The 23,287-nt window shown below is 41.8% G+C and carries 22 protein-coding genes; 6 read left to right on the top strand and 16 right to left on the bottom strand.

Going from position 1 to position 23,287, the window contains the following annotated elements; all coding sequences use genetic code 11:
* Positions 1-35: 35 nt before the first annotated feature.
* Positions 36-1,058 carry an NADP-dependent oxidoreductase gene (locus NOS7107_RS05310; protein WP_015111956.1) on the bottom strand — a complete coding sequence of 341 codons (1,023 nt, stop codon included), beginning with the start codon at positions 1,056-1,058 and terminating at the stop codon, positions 36-38.
* Positions 1,059-1,289: 231 nt separating this feature from the next.
* Here NOS7107_RS05310 and NOS7107_RS05305 point away from each other — a divergent pair, with 231 nt between their 5' ends.
* Positions 1,290-1,748 (top strand): hypothetical protein, encoded by a 459-nt coding sequence (locus NOS7107_RS05305; protein WP_015111955.1) that lies wholly within the window; start codon positions 1,290-1,292, stop codon positions 1,746-1,748.
* Positions 1,749-1,817: 69 nt separating this feature from the next.
* Positions 1,818-4,154, top strand: coding sequence for a tetratricopeptide repeat protein (locus NOS7107_RS05300; protein WP_044499704.1), 2,337 nt, complete (start codon positions 1,818-1,820; stop codon positions 4,152-4,154).
* Positions 4,155-4,198: 44 nt separating this feature from the next.
* Here NOS7107_RS05300 and NOS7107_RS05295 read toward each other — a convergent pair whose 3' ends face one another.
* The 5 genes from NOS7107_RS05295 to NOS7107_RS05275 form a co-directional block, all read right to left on the bottom strand.
* Positions 4,199-4,390, bottom strand: a complete 192-nt coding sequence (locus NOS7107_RS05295; protein ID WP_044499702.1) for a hypothetical protein — start codon at positions 4,388-4,390, stop codon at positions 4,199-4,201.
* A gap of 390 nt (positions 4,391-4,780) precedes the next feature.
* Positions 4,781-5,158, bottom strand: coding sequence for a response regulator transcription factor (locus NOS7107_RS05290; protein WP_015111953.1), 378 nt, complete (start codon positions 5,156-5,158; stop codon positions 4,781-4,783).
* Positions 5,159-5,255: 97 nt separating this feature from the next.
* The gene (locus NOS7107_RS05285; protein WP_015111952.1) at positions 5,256-8,630 is read right to left on the bottom strand and encodes a PAS domain S-box protein; all 3,375 of its coding nucleotides are present in this window, start codon (positions 8,628-8,630) and stop codon (positions 5,256-5,258) included.
* A gap of 31 nt (positions 8,631-8,661) precedes the next feature.
* Entirely contained in the window at positions 8,662-10,647 is a 1,986-nt protein-coding gene (locus NOS7107_RS05280; RefSeq protein WP_015111951.1) for an ATP-binding protein, read from the bottom strand.
* Positions 10,634-10,813, bottom strand: coding sequence for a hypothetical protein (locus tag NOS7107_RS05275; RefSeq protein WP_015111950.1), 180 nt, complete (start codon positions 10,811-10,813; stop codon positions 10,634-10,636). Before NOS7107_RS05275 ends, NOS7107_RS05280 begins: the two co-directional genes overlap by 14 nt.
* A gap of 407 nt (positions 10,814-11,220) precedes the next feature.
* On the opposite strand from NOS7107_RS05275, the gene NOS7107_RS05270 reads away from it, so the two are divergent.
* Positions 11,221-12,426: an HhoA/HhoB/HtrA family serine endopeptidase gene (locus NOS7107_RS05270; RefSeq protein ID WP_015111949.1), complete on the top strand. Its 1,206-nt coding sequence runs from the start codon at positions 11,221-11,223 to the stop codon at positions 12,424-12,426.
* A 58-nt stretch (positions 12,427-12,484) separates the two neighbouring features.
* Here NOS7107_RS05270 and NOS7107_RS05265 read toward each other — a convergent pair whose 3' ends face one another.
* The 5 genes from NOS7107_RS05265 to ispD form a co-directional block, all read right to left on the bottom strand.
* Entirely contained in the window at positions 12,485-12,832 is a 348-nt protein-coding gene (locus NOS7107_RS05265; RefSeq protein WP_015111948.1) for a DUF760 domain-containing protein, read from the bottom strand.
* A 205-nt stretch (positions 12,833-13,037) separates the two neighbouring features.
* Entirely contained in the window at positions 13,038-13,832 is a 795-nt protein-coding gene (locus NOS7107_RS05260; RefSeq protein ID WP_015111947.1) for a DUF928 domain-containing protein, read from the bottom strand.
* Positions 13,833-13,879: 47 nt separating this feature from the next.
* Complete coding sequence (locus NOS7107_RS05255) at positions 13,880-14,665, bottom strand: DUF928 domain-containing protein (protein ID WP_015111946.1); 786 nt, start codon at positions 14,663-14,665, stop codon at positions 13,880-13,882.
* Between the two features lie 66 nt (positions 14,666-14,731).
* Entirely contained in the window at positions 14,732-15,286 is a 555-nt protein-coding gene (gene scpB, locus NOS7107_RS05250) for an SMC-Scp complex subunit ScpB (protein WP_015111945.1), read from the bottom strand.
* Between the two features lie 186 nt (positions 15,287-15,472).
* The gene (gene ispD, locus NOS7107_RS05245; protein ID WP_015111944.1) at positions 15,473-16,165 is read right to left on the bottom strand and encodes a 2-C-methyl-D-erythritol 4-phosphate cytidylyltransferase; all 693 of its coding nucleotides are present in this window, start codon (positions 16,163-16,165) and stop codon (positions 15,473-15,475) included.
* Between the two features lie 141 nt (positions 16,166-16,306).
* Between ispD and NOS7107_RS05240 the strand changes: the two genes are divergently transcribed.
* Entirely contained in the window at positions 16,307-17,266 is a 960-nt protein-coding gene (locus tag NOS7107_RS05240) for a glycosyltransferase family 9 protein (RefSeq protein WP_015111943.1), read from the top strand.
* 167 nt (positions 17,267-17,433) lie between these two features.
* On the opposite strand, the gene NOS7107_RS05235 is transcribed toward NOS7107_RS05240, so the two are convergent.
* The 5 genes from NOS7107_RS05235 to NOS7107_RS05210 all read right to left on the bottom strand — a co-directional run bounded on the left by NOS7107_RS05235 (position 17,434) and on the right by NOS7107_RS05210 (position 22,325).
* Positions 17,434-18,354, bottom strand: a complete 921-nt coding sequence (locus NOS7107_RS05235; protein ID WP_015111942.1) for a Yae1 family protein — start codon at positions 18,352-18,354, stop codon at positions 17,434-17,436.
* Between the two features lie 80 nt (positions 18,355-18,434).
* Positions 18,435-18,905, bottom strand: a complete 471-nt coding sequence (locus tag NOS7107_RS05230; protein WP_015111941.1) for a CRR6 family NdhI maturation factor — start codon at positions 18,903-18,905, stop codon at positions 18,435-18,437.
* 53 nt (positions 18,906-18,958) lie between these two features.
* The gene (gene rdgB / locus NOS7107_RS05225) at positions 18,959-19,543 is read right to left on the bottom strand and encodes an RdgB/HAM1 family non-canonical purine NTP pyrophosphatase (RefSeq protein WP_015111940.1); all 585 of its coding nucleotides are present in this window, start codon (positions 19,541-19,543) and stop codon (positions 18,959-18,961) included.
* 75 nt (positions 19,544-19,618) lie between these two features.
* Complete coding sequence (locus tag NOS7107_RS05220) at positions 19,619-21,055, bottom strand: phosphoglucomutase/phosphomannomutase family protein (protein ID WP_015111939.1); 1,437 nt, start codon at positions 21,053-21,055, stop codon at positions 19,619-19,621.
* Positions 21,056-21,482: 427 nt separating this feature from the next.
* A complete protein-coding gene (locus NOS7107_RS05210; RefSeq protein WP_015111938.1) occupies positions 21,483-22,325 on the bottom strand; it encodes a hypothetical protein in 843 nt (280 codons plus the stop codon).
* A 218-nt stretch (positions 22,326-22,543) separates the two neighbouring features.
* Between NOS7107_RS05210 and NOS7107_RS05205 the strand changes: the two genes are divergently transcribed.
* Entirely contained in the window at positions 22,544-22,789 is a 246-nt protein-coding gene (locus NOS7107_RS05205) for an AbrB/MazE/SpoVT family DNA-binding domain-containing protein (RefSeq protein ID WP_015111937.1), read from the top strand.
* Positions 22,776-23,165 carry a PIN domain-containing protein gene (locus NOS7107_RS05200; protein WP_015111936.1) on the top strand — a complete coding sequence of 130 codons (390 nt, stop codon included), beginning with the start codon at positions 22,776-22,778 and terminating at the stop codon, positions 23,163-23,165. Before NOS7107_RS05205 ends, NOS7107_RS05200 begins: the two co-directional genes overlap by 14 nt.
* Positions 23,166-23,287 lie beyond the last annotated feature (122 nt).

Here is a 23,287-nt window from a genome sequence, read left to right as displayed (position 1 = left end):
GGTGCAATCGCTGTTATTCTACCTTATGCACCAACTTAAACGGCGGTTGACTCTTCACTGACTTTGACAACTAGCTTGCCAAAGTTTTCCCCTCGCAATAAACCAATAAAAGCACGGGGCGCATTCTCTAAACCAACTACAACATCTTCTTGATATTTAAGTTGACCAGATTTTAACCAACCCGCAACGTCGCTGACAAATTCATTAGCGCGGTGTTGGTAATCACTAACTAAAAAACCTTTGATTAAAGCACGTTTAATTAACAGAGGTCTTAAATTAGGGCCAGGAGGCGCAGATGTGGCATTATATTCTGAAATTAACCCAACTAAAGGAATCCGCGCCCCCAGGTTGATTTGCTGCAACACAGTTTCTAATATCACCCCGGCGGTATTATCAAAATAAACGTCAATTCCATCAGGCGCAGCTGCTTTTAACGCTGCATTCAGTTCTTCAGTTTTGCGATTAATTCCCACATCAAAGCCTAATTCTTTGACTATATAATCTCGCTTGTCATCACTGCCAACAATGCCAATGACTCGACAACCTTTGATTTTGGCAATTTGCCCAGCAACTGCACCCACAGCCCCAGAAGCGGCAGAAACTACGACGGTTTCGCCTGCTTTGGGCTGACCGATATCTAACAGCGCCGCGTAAGCAGTTAGTCCAGGCATACCTAACACACCCAAACTATAAGATAAAGGTGCTTGGTTGGGATCAAGTTTCCGCAGTGTCTCGCCCTTAGCTACTGCATACGTTTGCCAACCGTTCCCACTCAGGACAAAATCTCCAGCTTGAAATTGTGGATGATTTGATTGAATAACTTGGCTAACTGTCCCGCCAACAACTACTGAATTTAATTCCACATTTGCTGCATAAGATTCACCCTCGCTAATCAAACCACGCATATAAGGGTCGAGAGATAAATAAATTGTCCGACTGAGAACTTCGCCTTCACCGGGTTCCGCAATTGGCGCTTCGACTAAAGCGAAATCAGTTTCTTTTGGTTCACCGACAGGGCGGCTTTTAAGCAAGATTTGTTTGTTAATTAAATCAGACACAAGTTATTCCTTGGTAAACTCGGCAATTTCTATTCTGTTTCTACCAGGATCACGGACAAAAAGCGATTGAATCCCGGAATTGGTGTTTCTTCGCTTAATTCCCAGAGTCATGAGGTCAAAACAGTGGTAAATTCAACTGAGAACCGCTATGTAATTTGTGATTTTTTTTCTGTTGAGAAACTGTTATGCTGAGGAAAAATCAGTATAATCTCGGAATATTATTGTTAAGTTATGGAACCAGTAACCTTAACAGCCGTAGGAACTGCGATCGCTACTATAGTTTTAACTAAGGCTTTAGAAAAAACAGGCGAAAAGCTGGGAGAAGCAGCATTAGAAAAAAGTAACGAGTTAATCGCCAAGCTACGCCAGAAAAATAAGCTGCCCTTGTTAGCGAATACGTCACAAGAAAACACACAGCAGGCGTTAGATTATGGTAAAGCGGTGTTGGAGTTGAAAGCCGCAGCTGATACAGATACCGAAATTGCTCAATCAGTACGGGAAGTAGAAGCCACAATCAATCAAGATAAATCCCCCAAGGCTGAGGAAATTCAAAAATTAGCCGCAGAAATTCAAGCGCAGCCATCGATTGTTAATAACTTTGCCAAGTTAGCAGAAAGTATCCAAGCTGAAAAAGGGGCAATGGTTGCCCAACAAATCACAATTGGGGAACAGCACAACACATACAACTGACTACAGCCGCCCGAACAGGAACGGGTAAAGTCAAAACCTGAAATACCGCAAAATTTACCCCTGAGTGGAGTGGTGAAATTTGTGGGACGTGATGAAGAACTGCAAAACCTCCATCAACTTTTGCAGGAAAATAACCAAGTGCTGACTGAGCGTAGTCGAAGTGTAGCCATTGCGGCTATTTTGGGAATGGGTGGACTGGGTAAAACAGAACTCGCCTTGCAATATGCCATGACTCAGCGCGAAAACTACAAAGGTGGACTGTGCTGGTTACAGGCGAAAGTTGAGGATTTTAGCGTTCAAGTGGTGCGGTTTGCCAGAACTCAGCTTGATTTAAAGCCACCAGAAGAATTTGATTTACCGGCACAAGTACAATACTGCTGGCGGAATTGGCGTGAGGGTGATGTGCTGCTGGTGGTGGATGATGTGACAGATTACCAGGAAATAAGACCTTACCTACAGGGCGCATCTTTCAGGTTTAAAGTGTTGATGACTACGCGCAAAAAGTTAGGTGCAGCCATCAAGCAATTATCTTTAGATGTATTACAACCAGATGCAGCGTTGGAGTTGTTACGGTCTTTGTTGGCAGAAACACCAGGGCGAATTGAGAGAGAATTAGATGTAGCCAATCAATTGTGTGAATGGCTGGGGTATTTACCTTTGGGTTTAGAGTTGGTGGGGCGATATTTAGCGAAAAAACAAGATTTGTCCCTATTGAAAATGATGGGACGATTAAAGCAAAAGCGACTAGAACAACCTGCAACTGTCAACCCAGAAGCCGATATGACAGCACAACGGGGAATAAAAGCCGCCTTTGAGTTAAGTTGGCAGGAATTAGCAGAGGATGATAATTTATTAGGCTGTGTACTCAGTTTATTTGCAACCGCACCCATACCCTGGAACTTAGTAGAACAGTGCTTAACAGAGAAAGATGAAGATGAGTTAGAGGAAATTCGGGATGATAAATTATTGAATCTGCATTTACTCCAGCGCAAAGGTGAAGGAATCTATCAACTACATCCCCTACTGCGGGAATTTTTCCAATCTAAGTTTACAGGTTTAGAGCAAGCAGAGGAATTTAAGCGATCGTTTTGTCAGGTAATGGTAGCAGTTGCTCAAGAAATTCCTGAGACTCCTACCCTTGAGGAAATTAACGCTGTTTCCCTTGCCATACCACATATAGCTGAAGTAGCAAACAATCTCATTCAATACGTCAGTGATGAAGATTTAATTTGGCCTTTCGTCGGCTTGAGTCGCTTCTATCAAGGACAAGGGTTATATACCCAAGCCGAACCTTGGAGAGCAAAGTGTTTATCAACAGTACAAAACCTCTTGGGAGACAATCATCCCGATGTCGCCACCAGCCTCAACAACTTAGCATTTCTCTACCAATCCCAAGGAAAGTACGACCAAGCCGAATCCCTGTATCTCCAAGCTTTAGAACTCTATAAACGCCTGCTGGGAGACAATCATTCCTCAGTCGCCCTAAGCCTCAACAACTTGGCTGCACTCTACGAATCCCAAGGAAAGTATCACCAAGCCGAACCTCTGCATCTCCAAGCTTTAGAACTCTATAAACGCCTGCTGGGAGACAATCATCCCTCAGTCGCCACTAGCCTCCACAACTTGGCATATCTCTACTATTCCCAAGGAAAGTACGACCAAGCCGAACCCCTTTTACTCCAAGCTTTAGAGCTCGATAAACGCCTGCTGGGAGACAATCATCCCCATGTCGCCATGAGCCTCAACAACTTGGCATTACTCTACAAATCCCAAGGAAAGTATGACCAAGCCGAACCCCTGTTTCTCCAAGCTTTAGAACTCAGGCAACGCCTGCTGGGAAACAATCATCCCTCAGTCGCCACCAGCCTCCACAACTTGGCATATCTCTACGAATCCCAAGGAAAGTACGACCAAGCCGAACCCCTTTTACTCCAAGCTTTAGAACTCAGGCAACGCCTGCTGGGAGACAATCATCCCCATGTCGCCACCAGCCTCAACAACTTGGCATATCTCTACGAATCCCAAGGAAGGTACGACCAAGCCGAACCCCTGTATCTCCAAGCTTTAGAACTCTATAAACGCCTGCTGGGAGAAAATCATCCCCATTTCGCCCAAAGCCTCCACAACTTGGCAGGACTCTACAAATCCCAAGGAAAGTACGACCAAGCCGAACCCCTTTTACTCCAAGCTTTAGAACTCGATAAACGCCTGCTGGGAGACAATCATCCCGATATCGCCACCAGCCTCAACAACTTGGCATCACTCTACTATTCCCAAGGAAAGTACGACCAAGCCGAACTCTTGTTTCTCCAAGCTTTGAATATTGTGGAGCAAAGTTTAGGCGCGAATCACCCTAATACTGTGGCTGTGCGTGAGAATTTAGCAATTTTACGCGATTCTCTCTAACGAGAACACGAAAATTTACCTTCCCAACCTCATCAATCAAGCTTTTATCTCCAAGTTTCCTGTTTTGAACACAAAGTTTCATGTTCAGAACCCGAACTTTCGTGTTGCAAACGAGAATGTTCCTGTTTCCAACTAAAGTATTCTTGTTTCCAGTGAGAACGTTCTTGTTCTAAACGAGAATGTTTCTGTTTCAAACTAAAGTATTCTTGTTTTAAACGAGAATGTTCCTGTTTCAAACGAGAATCTTCTAGTTCTGAGGTCGAATGATGGTGTGATGAAGCTGTCTACGGTGTACACACATATTTGTGCTGGGTGCAAAATGTGGTTTGATCCCCCTAAATCCCCCTTTTGAAGGGGGACTTTGAATATATTCCCCCCTTTTTAAGGGGGGTTAGGGGGGATCAAAACGTTATGAAGCAAGGTTGATCGGACTTGTGTGTACACCGTAGAAAGTTGTAGGGGAGAGGTTTTTCAGATCCCGTGAAAAGTCAGGAGCATCATCAAGTAAATTCACAGGCGATATGTGGGGTATGATGGGTTTGTTTTGAGAGTGGCGATCGCTTAAAACAAACGCTATGAGCGATCGCTTGTGAGAATTGAGAGATATAGCGGTAGTCAGTTTTTATTCAAAATCCTAATACCTGCATTGATTTTTCCAGTACTTCTTTCGGGCGAAAAGGTTTAGTTAGATATAAGTCAGCACCAACTTCAATTCCTTTCTGTTTATCAAATTCCTGTCCTTTTGCTGTCAACATCACAATATAAACTTCATTCATTTTGAGATCATGTTTCACTATCTGACAAACTTCCAAACCATTCATTCTTGGCATCATTACATCAAGAAAAACTAGGTTTGGTTTTTCAGTTTTAATAGTTTCCAGTGCTTCTTCTCCATTTCTCGCAGTTAGAAGTTCTACACCTTCATCTTCTAATGCTTCTAAAGCTTGTTCTAACAAAATTACGATGTTCGGTTCATCATCAACAATGAGAATTTTTTGCGTCATATAGTCATCCGCTGGGATTTTTAAAATTATTTGTAAAAGTCATCAAATAAAAGTATGAAGGATGAAGTTGAAATTTCATCCTTCTGCCTTGTTAATATTACCGATCAGACAGCATGATAAAAAATACATTTTCTAACTCTTTTTCAAACCGGAGTGTTTTCACCAGATCGGTTTCATTGGAAAAGATGGAATCAATAATGATCATGTCAGGTTTAGCTGAACGGGCTTTGTTAATACATTCTTGCGGATCGGAGGCTTCGATCACGCTGTAGCCTTGAGTTTGCAGTACATCTGATAAGGTTTTTAAGGTTGAGGCATTTTTATCAACCACCAATACTTTTTTGCTAGAAGTACCTTGAGAAAGTAGTGAACCAATTTCATTACGGAGTTGTTCTATATTGATGGGCTTGGTGAGATAGCGATCGATGCCAATGTGATAGCCGCGTTCTTTGTTTTCAATAATTGACAGAATGATAATCGGAATATCTGCTGTGTTGGGGTCATTTTTGAGAACTGCGGCCACATCAAAGCCGTTGATTTGGGGCATCATCACATCTAAGAGAATCAAATCAGGACGGGCGATTTTGATTTGATGAATTGCATCCATACCGTCTTTTGCTTCTCGAACTTTGTAGCCTTCGTTTTCTAATTGCTGCCGCAATAATTCTCGAATATTGGCATCATCATCGACTACTAGAATGGTTTTACGGTTTTCGTAAAGTACTTTGTTGGTGGTGATGACGTGTTCTTTGAGTTGCTTAACCAAGGCATCTAAATTGATTTGTCCATTACTTTTGTCGTCCTTGGCATATATAGGAATCAGAAATGAGAAGACGCTGCCTTTACCTGGTTCACTTTCTACCCAGATTCTGCCACCATGATGTTCAACAATTTGTTTGCAAATGGGCAATCCCAACCCTGTACCTTTGGGTTTATCGGTGAGGGTGTCGCCAACTTGGCGGAATTTCTCGAAGACTTTGGGCTGGTCTTCGGGGGCAATACCGATACCTGTATCAATGACGCTGATACATACACCGTCGTTCTGTTGTTTGACACGACAGGTAACAGTCCCGGATTGAGTGAATTTCACCGCATTAGAAATCAAGTTGATCAGGACTTGTAATAGACGATTGCGATCTCCTACTATTTGCGGTACTCCCGGTTCTATCTCGCTGACTAGTTGCAGGCAATTGGTTTCAAACAACCCGGCGGTAGAAGTCGTAGCCCAATCTAGTAACTCACTAGGATCAAGTGGTTGCATTTGCCATTCCACCTTCCCGGCTTCCATTTTGGCAATGTCTAAAACATCGTTAATCAAGGATGTCAGCCGTTCTGCTTCTGACACAATAATATTTAAATTGTCACCCACCCGCTTAATCGTTTTTTGCAACTTGCGGTCTTCGGTAATCACCATCGGGAAAACATCGGTTTCCAGCTTTTCTTTAATAATGGAGGCAAATCCTAGTACCGAAGTTAATGGTGTCCGCAGTTCGTGGGAAACTGTGGAAATGAAGTCGGTCTTCATTTTGTCAACTTCTTTTTCTGCTGTCACATCCCGAATTAGAAGTGCTGAACCAAAGCAGGTAGCAGGTTCTTCAGGTGTTGTTTGTTTAAAGATAGCGGTCGCCACAGCCTGACCAATGCGTTCCTTTACCAAGGCAATTTCGGCGGCAAATGCCTCTTGAGGATGGGATTGAGTTTGTTCAATTAGATGTGTTAAACCTGGAATTGGTAATTCCTGATAGTTGCCTTTGAGATCTGTAGGTCTCAATCCCTGCATCGCTAAAAAAGCCGGATTGAAGTGGGTAATTTGTCCTGACATATCCACTACTAACAAACCATCTGCTAAGTTATCCAAAATCGCATTTAACCCTTGGGCTTCAGCAAGGGTATCTTTGACCGCTGCTGTCCGTTCGGCGACTCTGGCTTCCAGTTCTTGATTGAGTTGGCGTAGAGCAATTTCGGCTTGTTTACGAGCAGTAATATCAGTATTAATTTCCAATACCGCACAAGGTTCACCAGACGCATCCCGTTGTAGTGTCCATCGGCTCTGGACAGTAATCAGTTTGTCATCATGGGTTATATGTTGGACTTCGCCTTCCCAATTACCTTGCTGTAATAACTCAGCAGTGATTTCTGCTTTGGGTTTGGGAAATATTTTTTTGAGAAATGTGTAAATGTATCGGTCTTTAACTTCCTCACGCGTCCAATGATAAAGTCTTTCCGCGCCTTGATTCCAGTAGGAGATTTTATCGGTCATATCGCGGACAATGATGGCATCACCAGAATGATTCAACATATCAAATAAACGTTGATTTTCTGCTTCGGTGAGTTTGCGATCGTGAATATCGGTGCAAGTGCCAATCCATTCCCGGATACTACCATCTGCGGCTAAAACCGGAGTGCCACAAACTGAGAAATAGCGGTAGATGCCATCTTTACGCCGCAACTGATATTCTGTTTGGTAGATACTGCGGTTTGCCACTGCTGCATTCCAAACTTTTGCAGAGCGATCGCGATCATCGGGGTGAACTGCTTCAATCCAGCCCCAACCCTCAACCTCAGCTTCACTCTGCCCTGTATAAGCTATCCAGGTGAGCATTTCACTACCGATTGCCATTCCTTCTGGGGTTGCGCCCCACACCAGTTGGGATGTAGCAGTGACTAAGGAGCGATATCTTTCTTTTAATCTTTGATTTTCAGCTTCTGTCAGTTTGCGATCGTGAATATCTGTACAAGTACCAATCCACTCTCGCACATTACCATCATCTTCAACTACGGGTGCGCCCCAAACCCAAAAATAACGATAGTTGCCATCTTTGCCGCGTATGCGGTATTCAATTTGATATTGACTCAGGTTAGCAACCGCAATACCCCAAGCTTCTCCGGTATAGCCGCGATCGTCAGGATGAACGGCATCAATCCAGCCTCCATTCTCAGCTTCCGCTAAAGTTTGCCCTGTGTAAGCTATCCAGTCGGCGAGTTCAAAGCAAATTCCTTCTGGTGTACTCACCCAGATAATTTGCGTGTTAGTTTTCACCAGAGAACGATATCGCGCTTCGCTCCTTTTTAAGATTTTTTCCGATTGTTGGCGTTCTTGTTGGGCTTGTCTTAGGTCGCTAATATCCTCGACACTCGACCAGATTAGCTTTTCCCCCTGCTGTTCAATCATCACCGCGGAGATTTTAACTGCAACCAAATGCCCATCTCTATGAATGTACTCTTGTTCATCAGATCTGTAACAACCAGTTTTTTCGAGGTTTTCGATGATGGTTTGCTGGGTAGTAACGTAGTTTTGAGAAATAATTTGCCAGTAGTTAAGGTGGAGAGTTTCTGTAACAGTTCGCCCCAAAATAGCTGCATAGACAGGATTGATGTCAATCAAAGTTCCATCTGTGCGCCACAGTACCAGACCAATAGGACATTTTTCCAAGAGATGACGGTTGAATTCGTCAAGTTGTTGGCTAGACATATTTATAATTTCCTGAATTATTGATTTGGGATTAACGGTGGATTTGGGTAGGGTTAGGACAACAAAACCAGGACAACAAGGTGGAGTAAAGCTTTAATAAAATTGGATGACGTTGAAACATAAGATAAATTTGGCTCGGTGAAGCTGCGTCAATATCTGGACTCTGCTGTGAAAGTCGCCGAATCAGGTGACTATGGCGGATTAGCAGTTCAGTTGAGTTGAGCATATAACTGGTGGAGGAAATGAAGCCTTCTGCATCCGATATATTGGCTGATGAGGCGATCGCGCTACTAGAGACAGAATTTATGCTATCCTCGCTTACTTCAGGGTTTTCTACTGCAAAATTCACCGGAATCTGAATCCAGAATTCTGTGCCTTGACCTGGTTGAGAACGACACTTGAGAAGTCCTCGGTGTCTATCCACAATAATTTGGTGACTGATAGCCATACCCAAGCCAGTTCCCTTACCAATCTCTTTTGTCGTGAAAAATGGATCATAGATACGTTTTACAATTTCTTCCGGCATTCCTGGGCCGTTGTCGGCGATGCGAATGATCACCCACTGATTGTCTAGGTTTTGGGTGCGAATGGTAATGGTCGGGAGTGTCATTTGTCCTATGTTATTTATTATTGGTGATTCGTTTGAGACAAATGACTCTTCTAAAGCATCAATGGCATTGGCCAGAATGTTCATAAACACCTGGTTTAACTGTCCGGGATAGCACTCAATTAGGGGAAGTTTGGCATAGTCTTTAATAATGGCAATTTCTGGGTGATGGGTAGCCGCTTTGAGGCGATGGCGCAAAATCATCAGTGTTCCGTCAATTCCATCGTGGATGTTGATGGCTGTCGTTTGGGCTTCATCATGACGAGAGAAGTTTTTCAGGGATTTGACAATTTCGACGATGCGATCGCTCCCTAGTTTCATCGAATCTAGTAGTTTGGGCAAATCCTGAATAATAAATTCCAAATCGATGTTGTCTAATTCTGATTCCAGTTCTGGAGGAGCTACAGGAAAGCATTTCTGATACTCTAACAGCAGATGCAGTAAGTCTTGTGCATACTCGGAAACACACCGCAAGTTGCCGCAAATAAAGTTAACTGGATTGTTGATTTCATGGGCAACTCCGGCGATGAGTTGTCCCAAACTGGACATTTTTTCGCTTTGGATTAATTGAGTTTGCGCTAGTTGCAAATCTTGCAGAGCCTGTTGGAGTCTTTCTGTCTGGGCTTTAGCCTGGGCGGTTGCTTGAATGCTTTGCTCATAAAGCACAGCTTTTTCAATGGCTACTGCGGTTTGGGAGGCAAAAATACTCACAAGTTTGAGATGCTCGGCTTTATATGCGTCAATTTTGTTTGTGCCAATAGCGATCGCTCCTAGTATCCGTTCTTTGGCTCGTAAGGGTACACAAATCAGCGCATTAACGTTTTTTTTCCCCCATAATCGCGGATCTGCTTGTACATCATTGACGAGTTCTGCACGACCAGATTGCACAATGTCGCCAATAATGCCTTTAGCTGATGCTATTGGATGGTGGTCAAAAAAATTGCCAAACTCAGCAATAATTTCCAAGGTAGTTGCATCAGGACTCAGAAGCATCAGCACTCCCGCAGATGATGCAATTAATTGACTCATCTCCTGAAGCACAAGTTGGGCAATTTGGCGCGTATCCAAACTCGTCGTCAGTTGAGTCGAGATATCTTGAAACAAATCAATTTCCTGATATCGCTCTAGTAATTCTTTCGCTAGTTCTTTTTTTTCGGCTTCTTGTTTTGCCAGCAACGAGAGCAAGGTAGCGACCGTGTTTGTCTGTTCTTCCCCAACTACCCAACCGATGTTTTCTCCTGATACCTCAATGGGATAGCGGTTTTTGCTAGTTTGTTCTCCAATACTGATTAGTTGTGTGCCGTCTACCAGTTCAATATCAATGGCGCTGTTGATTTGGCTGGCTAAGCTCTGAAGTAGAGACGGCATCTCTTTTTTGTTGAGAATTTTTCTCAGACTAACTATGGACATAAAACACCTCATCCATAGAAATTCGCCCCGCCCCTGCTACTAAGTTTTCGCTTTGTACCAGTTGCGGTGGGATATTTTGTTCAATATGCACATTTTTTAAGAAAATTGTGCTTTGAAGGCACAACCTCTTGAGAATTTCCAGGCGATCGCGTGTAAATAATTCCATAAACTGTTTGAATACAATGGGGAATTAGTCAGCATAATGAATACCCAATAAACTAAAGTCCGACCCCTAGAAGAAATGTTCCTAGCCATGAGATAGCCAGAAATTGGCGCAGCTACATCAGCGCAACTATCCATTTTTCTCGCTTCTTCGTCACAGGAAACAACTGTCATGACATTCTAGGGATCTAATCTTGATCAATTAAGACTAGTCTTCCCAGAAATATTAGCCGTATAACTATAAATGGATGTTGGTGATTCTCTCAACGCGTCAAGCTCTCGCCTAATCACCAATGTCTAAGTTTCAATATTTATTAAGCAACTCTATGTTAAATTTATCTGTCCACTGACCAATTGCTTGACTACACTTAGAAATTAGCAACTGCATTGCTGTCCTTAAGCGTAATTATTATGAATTTATCTTTGAAGCAACTGGCTATTTATTTATCTTTACTCTTGGTTGGTGGTGGTGCAGGTCTGTTTGGTAGTCGCTATCTCCTGACACAAAATCACTCGTTTCGAGAGTTAAGAAATGTGACGGCAGCTTTACCTCCAGAATCTGTCACCCCATTAGCTCCCAGCGGGAATATTGGAACTACTGGTGGAGATAATGTAAATTTTATTGCCACGGCAGTGCAGAAAGTAGGCCCGGCAGTAGTTCGCATTAATGCAACTCGCAAGGTAGCAAATCCCATCTCAGAAGCTTTGAAAAATCCTCTATTACGCCGCTTTTTTGGTGAAGAAGAGCAAGCAATTCCCCAAGAACGCATTGAGCGCGGTACAGGGTCAGGATTTATTTTGAGCCAAAATGGTGAATTGCTGACAAATGCCCACGTTGTAGCTGATACCGATACCGTTCAAGTTACCCTCAAAGATGGTCGCACTTTTGAGGGAAAAGTATTAGGCGTTGATACGATTACAGATGTGGCAGTTGTGAAAATTCCTGGGGATAAATTGCCGACGGTGAAGCTGGGCAATTCTCAAAATTTGATTCCTGGACAATGGGCGATCGCTATTGGCAATCCTCTCGGTTTAGATAACACTGTTACCATTGGTATTATTAGCGCTACAGACCGCACGAGCGCACAAGTTGGTGTCCCAGAGAAACGCGTGAGTTTCATCCAAACTGATGCGGCTATTAACCCAGGTAATTCGGGTGGGCCTTTATTAAATGCCCAAGGTGAGGTAATTGGCGTGAATACAGCCATTCGTGCTGATGCCCAAGGATTAGGTTTTGCTATTCCTATTGAAACCGCAGCCCGTGTTGCCAAAGAACTATTTACTAAAGGGCGGGTAGATCATCCTTTTTTGGGAATCGAAATGGCAGATTTATCTCCCACAAAAAAACAACAAATTAATCTAGAAAACAAGCTCAATATCAAGCAAGATACTGGCGTTGTGATTAAGGGGGTTCTCGATAACTCCCCAGCAAAACGGGCAGGACTGCTCCCTGGAGACGTAATTCAAAAAGTTAACGCAAAGCCAGTTAAAACAGCCGCCCAAGTGCAGAAACTGGTAGAGTCCAGCACAGTTGGAGATATTCTCGTACTTGAAATCAACCGCAGTGGCAAAATACAGACTTTAAAAGTGCAGTCGGGTATTTATCCCAAAAAATAGTCAATAGTCCAGAGGCCAAAGTCCAGAGTCTAGAGATTTTTGACTTTGACTCTTTTAACTATTGCCCATCAGATAAATAATCTAACTGCATTCTTTGCTCCATCTGCCGCAAGAAATACCCCGTCATCATTGCCGATGCTAATATCCCAGCGAGATTATCTCGGTCTGTAGTAATTTGCACATTGAAGTTTTCTGCGGGAAGCATTCCCACCAGCCCTTGGACGTTTTGGGAAATGATTTGCTTAATTTCGGGGCTGACAGACTGGGCGACACGCGCTAGAACATCAGGAGACTGATGCTGCAAATATTGGAGTAACTGATTGGGGTTTTCCTCAAAGTTCTCGCTTAGAAGTTGATTCGGGTGTTCCTCGGAGTTGTCATTCAAAAAGTCAGGATCAAACACCATTGGCAGTCTTTTTTAGCTTAGTTGCTAATTCTACTCTAAACCATAGTACAAGAGTAGCGTCTTTTCCACAGGTATGGGTTTTATATCTACCTTAAAGGACAATACGGTTCAGTTAAGAGAATAGTAGGTTGGGTGTAGCAAGAGCGTAACCCAACAAATTCTTGAGAATGTTGGTTTCAGTTCCTCCACCCAACCTACACCTAGATTATTTTGTTGTATCTACTTCTAACTCACCCACTAAAGGCTCTGGGACAATATTTGCTAATTTGACTGACTCTAAAAGACTTTGCCAATCTGTTTGTAAAGCAGCATCATTTGGACGTTGACGACGTAACTGTGCGAGGATAGCCAGACTATCGTACCAAATACCGGAAGTTGCATAGAGAGCCGCACGTTCTCTTGGCGAAGCTTTTTTTAACTTATTAGTCAACTCTTTGTCAGGGACAATTTGTTTGATAGTTCCACCTACAACTTGATCACGAGCGCGGTCTTGAGGTTGACAAATCACGCCTAAATACCAATGATACTCTTGACCAGCTTCAAGTAATGGCTGATTTTTATCAGCAGGTATATCAATGCTAAAAATTCCTGGTTGCTGATTAACTTTATATTTTTGCTGATAAATTACTTTTTGAGCAGCATCTTTTACAAAAAACTCAAATCCTTGTACAGTGGTTTTGGCAGTTTTGGGAATATAGAAAAATAGTTTGGGACCCTCAACTGTAGTCAGTACAGGATTATTTTCTGGGACTAACACAGTAAAATTATTTTTATCTCTGCCTAACAAACAATACACTCTTACTCCTCCTGGTATCCGCCTCATCCGCTTTCCGTTGCCAAAGTGTTGATATTTGATGGGCGCTCCTGGTTCTATTTTTATGCTATCTATGTTTTGCTCTACAGGCATAGATTGTGACTGAGCGGTGGTTGCATTCATCCAAAACAATAATGTTAAAAATAAAATTCCAATTAGAGATTTTTTAATAATTCTGTACTTCATCAGGATTTTTCACAACGCCCTTTATGAAATGCCACTAAAAAATGTTTTCACTCAATTTCTAACTCACCCAATAAAGGCTCTGGGACGATATTTGCTAATTTGACTGACTCTAAAAGACTTTGCCAATCTCTTTGCAAAGCAGCATCATTTGGACGCTGACGGCGCAACTGCGCGAGGATAGCCAAACTATCGTACCAAATGCCATTGGCTGCATATAAAGCCGCACGTTCTCTTGGCAAAGCTTTCTTTAACTTATTCGTCAACTCTTTGTCAGGGACAATTTGTTTGATAATTCCACCCACAACGAGATCAAGAGAACGATCTGCGCGATTACAAATAACTGTTAAATACCAATTATATTCCTGACTAACTTCGAGTAATCGCTGATTTTTATTAGCAGGTAAATTAAGGCTAAAAATTCCCGGTTTCTGATTAACCTTATACTTTTTTTGATAAATTACTTTTTGAGCGGCATCTTCTACAAAAAACTCAAATCCTAGTACAGAGGTTTTGGCAGTTTTGGGAAGATAGAAAAATAATTTTGGTTGTTCAACAGTAGTCAATATAGGATTATTTTCTGGCACTAAAACAGTCAGATGATTTTTACCTCTGCCTCGCAAACAAGTGCTTCCTGCTTTCCCTGGTATGCGCCTCATCCGTTTTCCATTGCCAAAGTGTTGATACTTGATTGGCTCTCCTGGTACTATTTTTGTGCTATCTATCTTTTGCTCTACAGATATAGACTGCGACTGAGCAGTGGTTGTATTCATCCACAACAATAATGTTGGAAATAAAACTCCAATTAAAGATTTTGTGACAATTCTGCACTTCATAAAAATCAACTTCAGCTATTCATGGAAAGACTCAAAGCTCAACAGGAAAAATCTCTTTTCTAGCCTCTATTCCCTCACATCTTCTAACTCATCTTCAATAGTTAGGTCTAATTCTAGTTGCTGTTCTTTAGTATCAAATGGTTGAGGAAGTTGCTCGATTTGGAAGTACTGATGAAACTTTGGTGTTATTTGTAGGGAGTAAGAACGCGATTCGTTATCTCGGCGTTTTTTGACAAAACCTAGTTCGACTAATTCAGGAACGTGTTGGTAAACTCCTGAACCACGGAGGTTAATTAAATCACTTTGTAGGATGGGACTATTAAGAGCGATCGCAGCTAATGTCCGCAATGCGCCTACTCCCAATTCTACCGGAATCAGTGTTTGTACTAAATCTTGAAAATCAGACCTCAGTTGTAGGCTATAACCATCTGTGGTTTCCACCACTTCTAAAGCACTATCTCTGCGGGCGTAGTTGTCGATAAGTTCAATTATGCCTTCTTGGGCAGTGGCGCGATCGCAAGCGGCATACTCGGCTATTTCGCTGAGGGATAAGGGTTTACCTTTCAAGTAGAGAATGGCTTCTATCTTAGTCGCTGTCTTGGTCGCGGTAGCTGTTTTCATTTGATTTTAGTCAATAGTCATTTGTCAATAGTCATTAGTCATTAGTCATTTGTTACTTTTTACTGACAACGGATGACTAATAACGGACAATGAACAAGTGTGTGGGATTATACTAGATTTTGTTGCAAAATGCGAGAAAGAGCTTCATGATTCGTAATTATTCAAAGTTGTGAGTCAAAAAAAGTACTAGCCCCTAGCTTTTTCTCGATGACTGAGGATAAATTCTGCGATCGCTAAATCTTGGGGCGTGGTAACTTTTAAATTTGTCTCCTCACCTTCCACAATGCGAACTTCTATACCGCACTTTTCAAATAAAGCCGCATCGTCTGTCACTTCCCAGCCTTGAAGAATCCCTTCAGCGTGGCACTGCTTCAATAACTGGACATTAAATCCTTGGGGAGTTTGTGCAGCCCACAAATACTTTCGGTCAGGGGTACTTTGAATTATGCCACTTTGATCAACAACTTTAATTGTGTCTTTCACAGGTATAGCCGCAATTAAACCACTACAATAGCGAATTGCTTCGGCACAAGCGTTAAGTAAATTTGGTGTAGCTAAACATCTTGCACCGTCGTGAATTAGTACTTGCTCTGCCTCTGGTGGTAATGCTTGCAACCCGTTGTAAACCGACTCTTGACGCGTCGCACCACCAATAATAAATTCCACAGGTTTAGTTAGAGGCAAATCAGCGATGATGTTCTTAAAATCAGACCAATCACTAGGTTGAGAAATAATTCCCATCCATCTGATAGAACTCGCCGCTTCAGCCGCTAACAGAGTCCAAGCAATAATAGTTTTTGAGTGTACCTCAAGTAAAAGTTTATTCCGGTTACTACCCATTCTTTTGCCGACACCAGCAGCAGGAATTAATAAATACACAAGCGTCCTCAATCGCAAAACGGCACTTATGGAGGCTAAAGACTAAAGGTTGAAATAACATTGATATTACACTTCAGACTTCATACTTCCTAATACCTATATTCCCCTAAAATAAGGAGCGAGTAAGCGTCAATAATTATTATGCGAGTAGTAGCCCTTGTACCTGGCGGAATTGGCGACCAAATTCTCTTCTTTCCGACTCTAGATGATTTGAAGCGTTGTTATCCCAACGCGAAAATAGATGTCGTTACGGAACCCCAGTCAAAGGCTGCCTACCGGGTGAGCAAGTCTGTTCACGAGGTACTGACCTTTGATTATAAAGATCGTAACAGTCTAGCAGATTGGAGTAACTTGGTAGGCACAATTCGCGATCGCGAGTATGATGTCGCCATTGCTTTTGGGCAAAGCTGGTTAGTGGGACTGATGCTCTGGTTAACGGGGATTCCCATGCGTGTTGGCTTTAAAGGCAAAGGAGCAGCTTTTCTGACTCATACCGTGCCGTTTAATCCATCCCAATACGTAGCGGCGGCGTATCACGAATTGCTCAAACCATTAGGTCTGACCACACCTTTGCCAGAGTTAGCAGTAAATGTCCCAAAACCAGATATTGAATGGTCACAAATTGAACAAAAACGTCTGGGGGTGAATGAAACAGGCTACGTCTTGATTTATGGAGGTGTTGACTCAGCCTTGCGAGCTAAAGATGCTGATAAAATCTATCCTGTTGAAAATTGGCAGCAGATTATTCAAGAGTTTCATCTGAAGCAGCCAGATATGCCTGTAGTTGTGATTCAAGGTGCAGATGATGAAACATTTGTGCGATTGCTCCGAGCATCCTGTCCACAAATTAAGGTGACATCGCCTGATAATGCAGGTAAGTTGACAGCCATGATTGCAGGTGCAAACTTGATGCTGTCTACCGAAAGTGCCGCATTACAGTTGAGTATTGCAGCCCAAACTTATACCATCGCTATACTTGGCTCCTCAGATCCAGGGAAGTTGTTACCAAAAAGTGAAAAATTCCTCGCCATTAAATCCCCGACTGGGAAAGTGGCAGATATTTCGCCTACAACAGTTTCTGAAAAAATTTGGGGCGGCTAATCCAATTTTGAATTTTAGATTGGGAATCTTCTTCTAAGTCTGAGTTCTGTAAATTTGTTTGTTGCGATCGTTATTTTTATTGCTATCATCAGCAATTCTACAAAATAAAATGGTGTGGTGAAACTGACTAACCAGTGTCAGCACCACACCATTTTTATTTATCAAAATTATCTACTAAATCTTGCAATTAATTCCTCTCGTGATAATTGCATAAGTAAAGGAGTGAATTCGGCTGGTGGTAGCGCTAATATTTGTTCAATAATTGCTTGCAAATCATCGTCTACTGAGCCAAAGCGCACTTGTAGTAAATTTTCTACAACAAGGCGTTCTCCTTGTTTAATTCCCTCTTGTCGGCCTTCTTGTCGGCCTTCTTGTCGGCCTTCTTGTCTAACTTGTTCTTTATCTTGTTGATACAACGGTGTCAGTCGCATAATTAATTCCCTATCATCTTCTTCTGGAGTGGGGGATATTACCAAGTTTTGCTGCAAGTTATACAGCAATTCTAACGTTGCTCTACGAAATGGATGATTTGATGGTAGCGTTTCTAATTCATCAATTGCTTGTTTCTGCACTTTTCCTCGACCAAGAATCCTTAACCATAGAGTTTCTTGAGTACGTGGTAATTGATGAATAGCAACAATCGCTGTTCGCAAATACTCTGGGAAAAAATGTACTCCTGTCAACCATTCTAATTGTTGAGTAGCACCAAAGCCTGATAGTAGTGATGTAGATGCTGTTGGTGTAAGAATCCATAATTTGGGAATTTGCGATTCTTGAATTGGGGTTTTATTGCGGTTTGCTTCTCTTTGGATTTCTCCTCTCACTTCTAGTAGTTTCAAAAGGCAATCACAAATTTCTTCTTTTGATGCTGCATTACGAAAAGGTTCAAAAAGAGCAGGAGTAGTAGCAAATTTTCCTAATAGTCCCAGTAATTCTAAGTTTGAGTTCTGTTGTATTGCTGGAGAAAACAAAACATCAATTTCTCGAACTTCTCCAGCTACTCTCCGGGGTGCTTCTACTGTCCCATAAGTTTTCAGGAGTTCTTCTAGATAGTCTTTGGCAAATTGGTCATGAATAAATCGAGTCATTCATTTTTGCTATTTTAAATGGTAAATAAAATAATCTTATGTTTACAAGCGAACAGCAAAATTCGCCTGTAAACTATTATTTAAAACATCTCAAAAAAACCATCATCTAATTCATAACCCAGAGTTTGCGCCATAGATTTGAGCCGCGCTGAACTGGGTATTTCTTGTTGTTTTAACCAATTAGTTAAAACAAATATTTTGTGCATTAAAAATATTTCTAATGCTTCAGGATTATATTGAATGCCTTCTTTAGTACTAAATTGGTGTGGTACAAGCATGGCGGTGTAACGGGCTAATTCTCCGGCTTTCCAATCTAGTAAAAAAGGTAGCCAGGGATATTTAGCATCTAGGCGAATAAACCACAGCCGCAACTCTGGAATTTCGGAAAGTTCGCGGGGATCTCCAGCTTCGAGAGGATAATCAATATCAAAGCTTAATTGCTGTTCATAGGCAGCGACTCCCTCTTGCAGCAGTGGTTCAATTACTGTTAAAGCGGGGGATAAATCTAAGGTGTTAATCGAGTCTGTATTGAGTGCGATCGCAATAGTCATAGTAATTTGTGAATGGTAATTGCTACGTCTATAAAAATAAGGAATGAGAAACTTTACTCAGCACTCAGTATTGTACTCAGTTGTGGTATCAACGCTGCAAAGGCTTTACCACGATGGCTAACTGATTTTTTTACCTCTGGGGACATTTGGGCAAAGGTTAATTGCTTTTCGCGAACGTAGAACACAGGATCATAGCCGAAACCACCATCACCACGGGGTGCATAAAGAATTTCACCACGACAAATCCCTTCGCATTGTAAAACTATTTCACCATCAGGACGGGCGATCGCAACTGCACAGGCAAATTGTGCTTGTCTGTTACTTTCATCACCTAGTTCTGTTAATAACCGCGAAATTCGCTCTGCGTCGGTTTTGCCATAACGCGCCGAATATACGCCTGGTACACCATTCAAAGCGTCTACCTCTAAGCCAGAATCATCAGCGATCGCCCATTGTCCTGTAGCTTTAGCAACTTCGGAGGCTTTTAAACAAGCGTTAGCTGCAAAGGTTTCGCCTGTTTCTTCAACTTCTAGTTCTTCTGGTTTAAGTGTTAATTCCCAGCCAGAATCAGCCAGATAAGCTTGCATTTCCCGCAACTTACCTGCATTGCTTGTAGCGACTACGAGTAATTTAGTCATATTTCAGTGAACAGTTAACAGTTAACAGTTAACAATTAAATGTGATAACTGACAACTGATAACTGTTCACTGATATTATCCTGCCCACTGTCTCGCCCAATCAAGGGTTTGATGTACTTGTTCGATTGTTGCGGCTTCGCAGTAGAGGCGCAAAACTGGTTCAGTACCGCTGAAACGAATCATTAACCAACTTTTGTCTGCGAGGCGGAATTTATAACCGTCGATTGTTTGACAATCAATAACTGCTTTACCCGCAATTTCTGTTAAGGGTTGGGTTTGCAGTTGTTGTAAAAGACGCGATCGCACTTCCATACTAGCTAAGGGTAAATCAATGCGATCGTATGCAGAGTTAAAGCCTACTTGTTGTTGCAAGTAGGAATAATATTCGCCCAAATCTTGCCCAGATTCGACAACTGCTTCTAATACATACAATGCAGAAAGTAGCGCATCCCGTTCGGGAATGTGGCTTCCATAGCCGATACCACCAGATTCTTCGCCACCCAGTAATACTTGGGAGACTAACATTCTATCAGCAATATATTTGTAACCGACTGGTGTTTCAAACAATGACAAATTGTGGAGTGCTGCTACAAGAGGAATCAAATCAGAACCACTGACTGTTTTGATGATTTCACCCGTAAAACCACGTCGCAAAGTTAAGTGGTCAATTAATATGGGGATTAATATCTGCGAACTTAAGAAGTTAGCGTCTTGATCTACTGCTGCAATGCGATCGCAGTCTCCATCAAATACTAAACCAACAGTTAAACCAGATTGATTGGTTTGTTTGTGACTTTTAATAACTTCAAATAAGCCAGAAAGATATTTTGGTAATGGTTCCGGCGCACCGCCACCAAATAGCGGGTCACGGTTGCTGTTGATTTCCTTAACTTGATCACCTAATAATCTTGCTAGTCCGCCTGCTGCTGCACCGTGCATCACATCAGCGAATACTGTCAGCTTACCAGAGGCGATCGCTTCTCGGATTTTGGCAATATCAACTTTACCTTGTAGTCCTGCGGTGTAACTAGGCCAGGGGTCAAACTTCTCTAACTTCCCAGGAGTAGCTGCTTTTTCGACTCCTTGCGATAATGATGCTTCAATATCTTTGGTAACTTCTGGTGATACCGAACCACCAAAATATCCCTTGACTTTTAACCCTAAATATGAGCCAGGATTATGACTAGCTGTAATTACTAACGCCCCCAACGCATTGAGTTGTTTAGCAGCCCAGCTAAAAGCCGGAGTTGGGGCGAATGATTCACTCAGCAAAACATCAAATCCGACGGCGGTAACAGCATCAGCAACAGCACGAGCGAAGTCTTCCGCCATAAATCGGCGATCATAACCGACTATGATAGTCCGGCTACCAACTGTAGAGAAATAATTATCATATAAGACTTTAGCGGCTACTGGCGCTACCAGAGCAAGACGTTCAAAGGTGAATTCTTCACCAATTACGCCTCGCCAGCCATCTGTACCAAATTTGATTGCGTTAGCTACAACTGGCATTGGGTTATCCTAACTGTCCATCTGAGGATTTTAGCACTTGTTCAGTAAATCGAGTAAAAAAAGAGTCTGTTGCTCAGTGCTGATTGCTGAGATGACAAAAAATCAGAGGCGATGAATTAAGAACAATCTGCATTCATTCACCAGCTTTTTTCTAAAGCAACATCTTCTTCACAGAGATAGGAAAACTCAATACCCATCAGGTCTAAAATTTTGAGTAATTCTGCTGGTTCTAGCTGCATGACTTCCGCAGCTTTTTTTAAGCTAATTACTTTAGCAGTTAAAGCACCGAGTAAAAAAAGAAAGTTTTCTTTCTGTTCGATATTCTGAAATAACTGAATTTCGGAGGCGATGCCTGCGGCGGGCTACGCCTACGCTTGAGTTAATTCTTGATTCATCGGTAAGTTTTCACTAATTTATCTTAATAGCTTTAATTGTCATTTTCTAATCTTTTGAGTACTTGCTTCAACTCGTCCAAATTTTGAGCAATGAGGATAGAACGTTGAATTGCCTTGAGTTCTTCAATATCAGATATTTGAGAGATTTTTGGCATGAAATTCAATCCTTCATTGCCAAATTTTACTTCTAGAGTTAATTCGATGCTGGATAGCCTATCGTCTCGCAGAATTTCTTGATACCAAGGCGAAGAACGTAATACTGTCATATCCCACCTCATAATTTGTTGGACTAAAGCACTATCTAATACAAACGTAGCAAAAAACGCCAAGACAGTTTCGAGTTGATTTAATTGTTCATCTCTTTGCAATAAACGCAATGCTTCTCGAATTGTAGACTCGTTTTGACCACCTTTAAGAATTGGCACAAATGGAAGTAATGAGGGTAAAGGTTGTTCAAAGGCAATGCTAACATCTACTTCCCAGAGGTTAATAACGCGGTAATCTTGCCGTACTTGTAACCCAGCAATATTAGACTCGTATTTTGTAGGTATTTCTACATCACTGTTTTTGAGAATATTGATGAGTACAGGATAAGTAGGTAATTTATATTTTTCTTCTGCTAACCCTGCATACGCCCGCATCCTTCGTGGCATTTCGGGGCTATGGCGCAATTGCAATTCATTGAGGACGAGAAATTTCCCATACTCCTGACTTTCGGCGCGGATCAGTACATCACTTTCTCTACTAATCCACTGAAATTCAGAATTGAGGATTTCTCCAGCAACGATATCAGGAATTTGTGTTACCCATTTTACCCAATTGTTAGGTGCAAGGCTAATTAGGCGTTTGGTGCTAATATCGGCTTGTTTTGACATAGAAATTACAGATGCACTATAAATGTGCAATTTATGATACTGAATTTAGTTGAGTAATGTTTTGCTATATTGCTGATGATTCTCTAATTTAAGTAAAAGAATCGCTCTCACAACTCCATCATTCCCCCTCAGAACACGAAACTTCGAGTAAAAAGGTAAAGCGATCGCTGATATTTGTTATCATAATGCCAAGAAAAAGCCTATGAGGAACGTGTGTAATGGTTAGCACTATCATCACCACTACAGGACAAGTAACTATTCCTAAAGAAATTAGGAATTATCTTAATCTTGATGCAGGCAGTAAAGTTGATTTTGTTATTGATGAAAATGGTGCAGTCAAGTTAATTCCACTCAATGTTCCTGTGCAAACTTTATCTGGAATTTTACATCGTCCGGGAACCAAAAGTGCAACTTTAGAAGAAATGGAAACAGCAATTCAAGAAGGTGCCAGTGATTGCAGTTGATACAAATATTTTAGTGCGCTATTTAACAAAGGATGATGAAAAGCAATGGCAACAGGCTAGTGAAATTATCGAAAGCGGAGAGCAATGTTTTGTAGCGAATATAGTTCTTTGTGAATTGGTTTGGGTTTTACGAGGAAAGCCTTATCAATTTAGTAGAGAAGAAATTAGCAATGCTATAAATTTGATGTTGCAATCTTCGACGTTTGAGTTTGAAAATCGCTCTGTAATTTATCAAGCATTGCAGCGATTTCAACAAGGAAAGGCTGATTTTTCTGATTATTTAATTGGTGCGATCGCTCAAAATTTTGGTTGTAGTTTTACAGTAACTTTTGACAGAAAATTGAAAAATGAGAAGGGGTTTGATGTTTTTGAGTAATGCTTTTTTGCCAAGCGATCGCCTTTAGAACACCATCATTTCACCTCAGAACAAGAACATTCTCGTTTGAAACAGGAATATTCTCGTTTAGAACAAGAACATTCTCAGTTGGAACACGAAAC

It is taken from the genome of Nostoc sp. PCC 7107 (genome assembly GCF_000316625.1).
Lineage (GTDB): Bacteria > Cyanobacteriota > Cyanobacteriia > Cyanobacteriales > Nostocaceae > Nostoc_B.
The sequence above is the reverse complement of the archived record's forward strand: the minus strand, read 5'-3'. Positions and strand labels throughout refer to the sequence as shown.

Excerpts from the sequence above, each read along its gene's own strand:
- NOS7107_RS05305 (WP_015111955.1), top strand. The coding sequence starts at position 1,290 with ATGGAACCAGTAACCTTAACAGCCGTAGGAACTGCGATCGCTACTATA.
- NOS7107_RS05290 (WP_015111953.1), bottom strand. The coding sequence starts at position 5,158 with ATGACGCAAAAAATTCTCATTGTTGATGATGAACCGAACATCGTAATT.
- NOS7107_RS05285 (WP_015111952.1), bottom strand. The coding sequence starts at position 8,630 with ATGTCTAGCCAACAACTTGACGAATTCAACCGTCATCTCTTGGAAAAA.
- NOS7107_RS05280 (WP_015111951.1), bottom strand. The coding sequence starts at position 10,647 with ATGTCCATAGTTAGTCTGAGAAAAATTCTCAACAAAAAAGAGATGCCG.
- NOS7107_RS05275 (WP_015111950.1), bottom strand. The coding sequence starts at position 10,813 with ATGGAATTATTTACACGCGATCGCCTGGAAATTCTCAAGAGGTTGTGC.
- NOS7107_RS05270 (WP_015111949.1), top strand. The coding sequence starts at position 11,221 with ATGAATTTATCTTTGAAGCAACTGGCTATTTATTTATCTTTACTCTTG.
- NOS7107_RS05265 (WP_015111948.1), bottom strand. The coding sequence starts at position 12,832 with ATGGTGTTTGATCCTGACTTTTTGAATGACAACTCCGAGGAACACCCG.
- NOS7107_RS05260 (WP_015111947.1), bottom strand. The coding sequence starts at position 13,832 with ATGAAGTACAGAATTATTAAAAAATCTCTAATTGGAATTTTATTTTTA.
- NOS7107_RS05255 (WP_015111946.1), bottom strand. The coding sequence starts at position 14,665 with ATGAAGTGCAGAATTGTCACAAAATCTTTAATTGGAGTTTTATTTCCA.
- scpB (WP_015111945.1), bottom strand. The coding sequence starts at position 15,286 with ATGAAAACAGCTACCGCGACCAAGACAGCGACTAAGATAGAAGCCATT.
- NOS7107_RS05240 (WP_015111943.1), top strand. The coding sequence starts at position 16,307 with ATGCGAGTAGTAGCCCTTGTACCTGGCGGAATTGGCGACCAAATTCTC.
- NOS7107_RS05235 (WP_015111942.1), bottom strand. The coding sequence starts at position 18,354 with ATGACTCGATTTATTCATGACCAATTTGCCAAAGACTATCTAGAAGAA.
- NOS7107_RS05230 (WP_015111941.1), bottom strand. The coding sequence starts at position 18,905 with ATGACTATTGCGATCGCACTCAATACAGACTCGATTAACACCTTAGAT.
- rdgB (WP_015111940.1), bottom strand. The coding sequence starts at position 19,543 with ATGACTAAATTACTCGTAGTCGCTACAAGCAATGCAGGTAAGTTGCGG.
- NOS7107_RS05220 (WP_015111939.1), bottom strand. The coding sequence starts at position 21,055 with ATGCCAGTTGTAGCTAACGCAATCAAATTTGGTACAGATGGCTGGCGA.
- NOS7107_RS05210 (WP_015111938.1), bottom strand. The coding sequence starts at position 22,325 with ATGTCAAAACAAGCCGATATTAGCACCAAACGCCTAATTAGCCTTGCA.
- NOS7107_RS05205 (WP_015111937.1), top strand. The coding sequence starts at position 22,544 with ATGGTTAGCACTATCATCACCACTACAGGACAAGTAACTATTCCTAAA.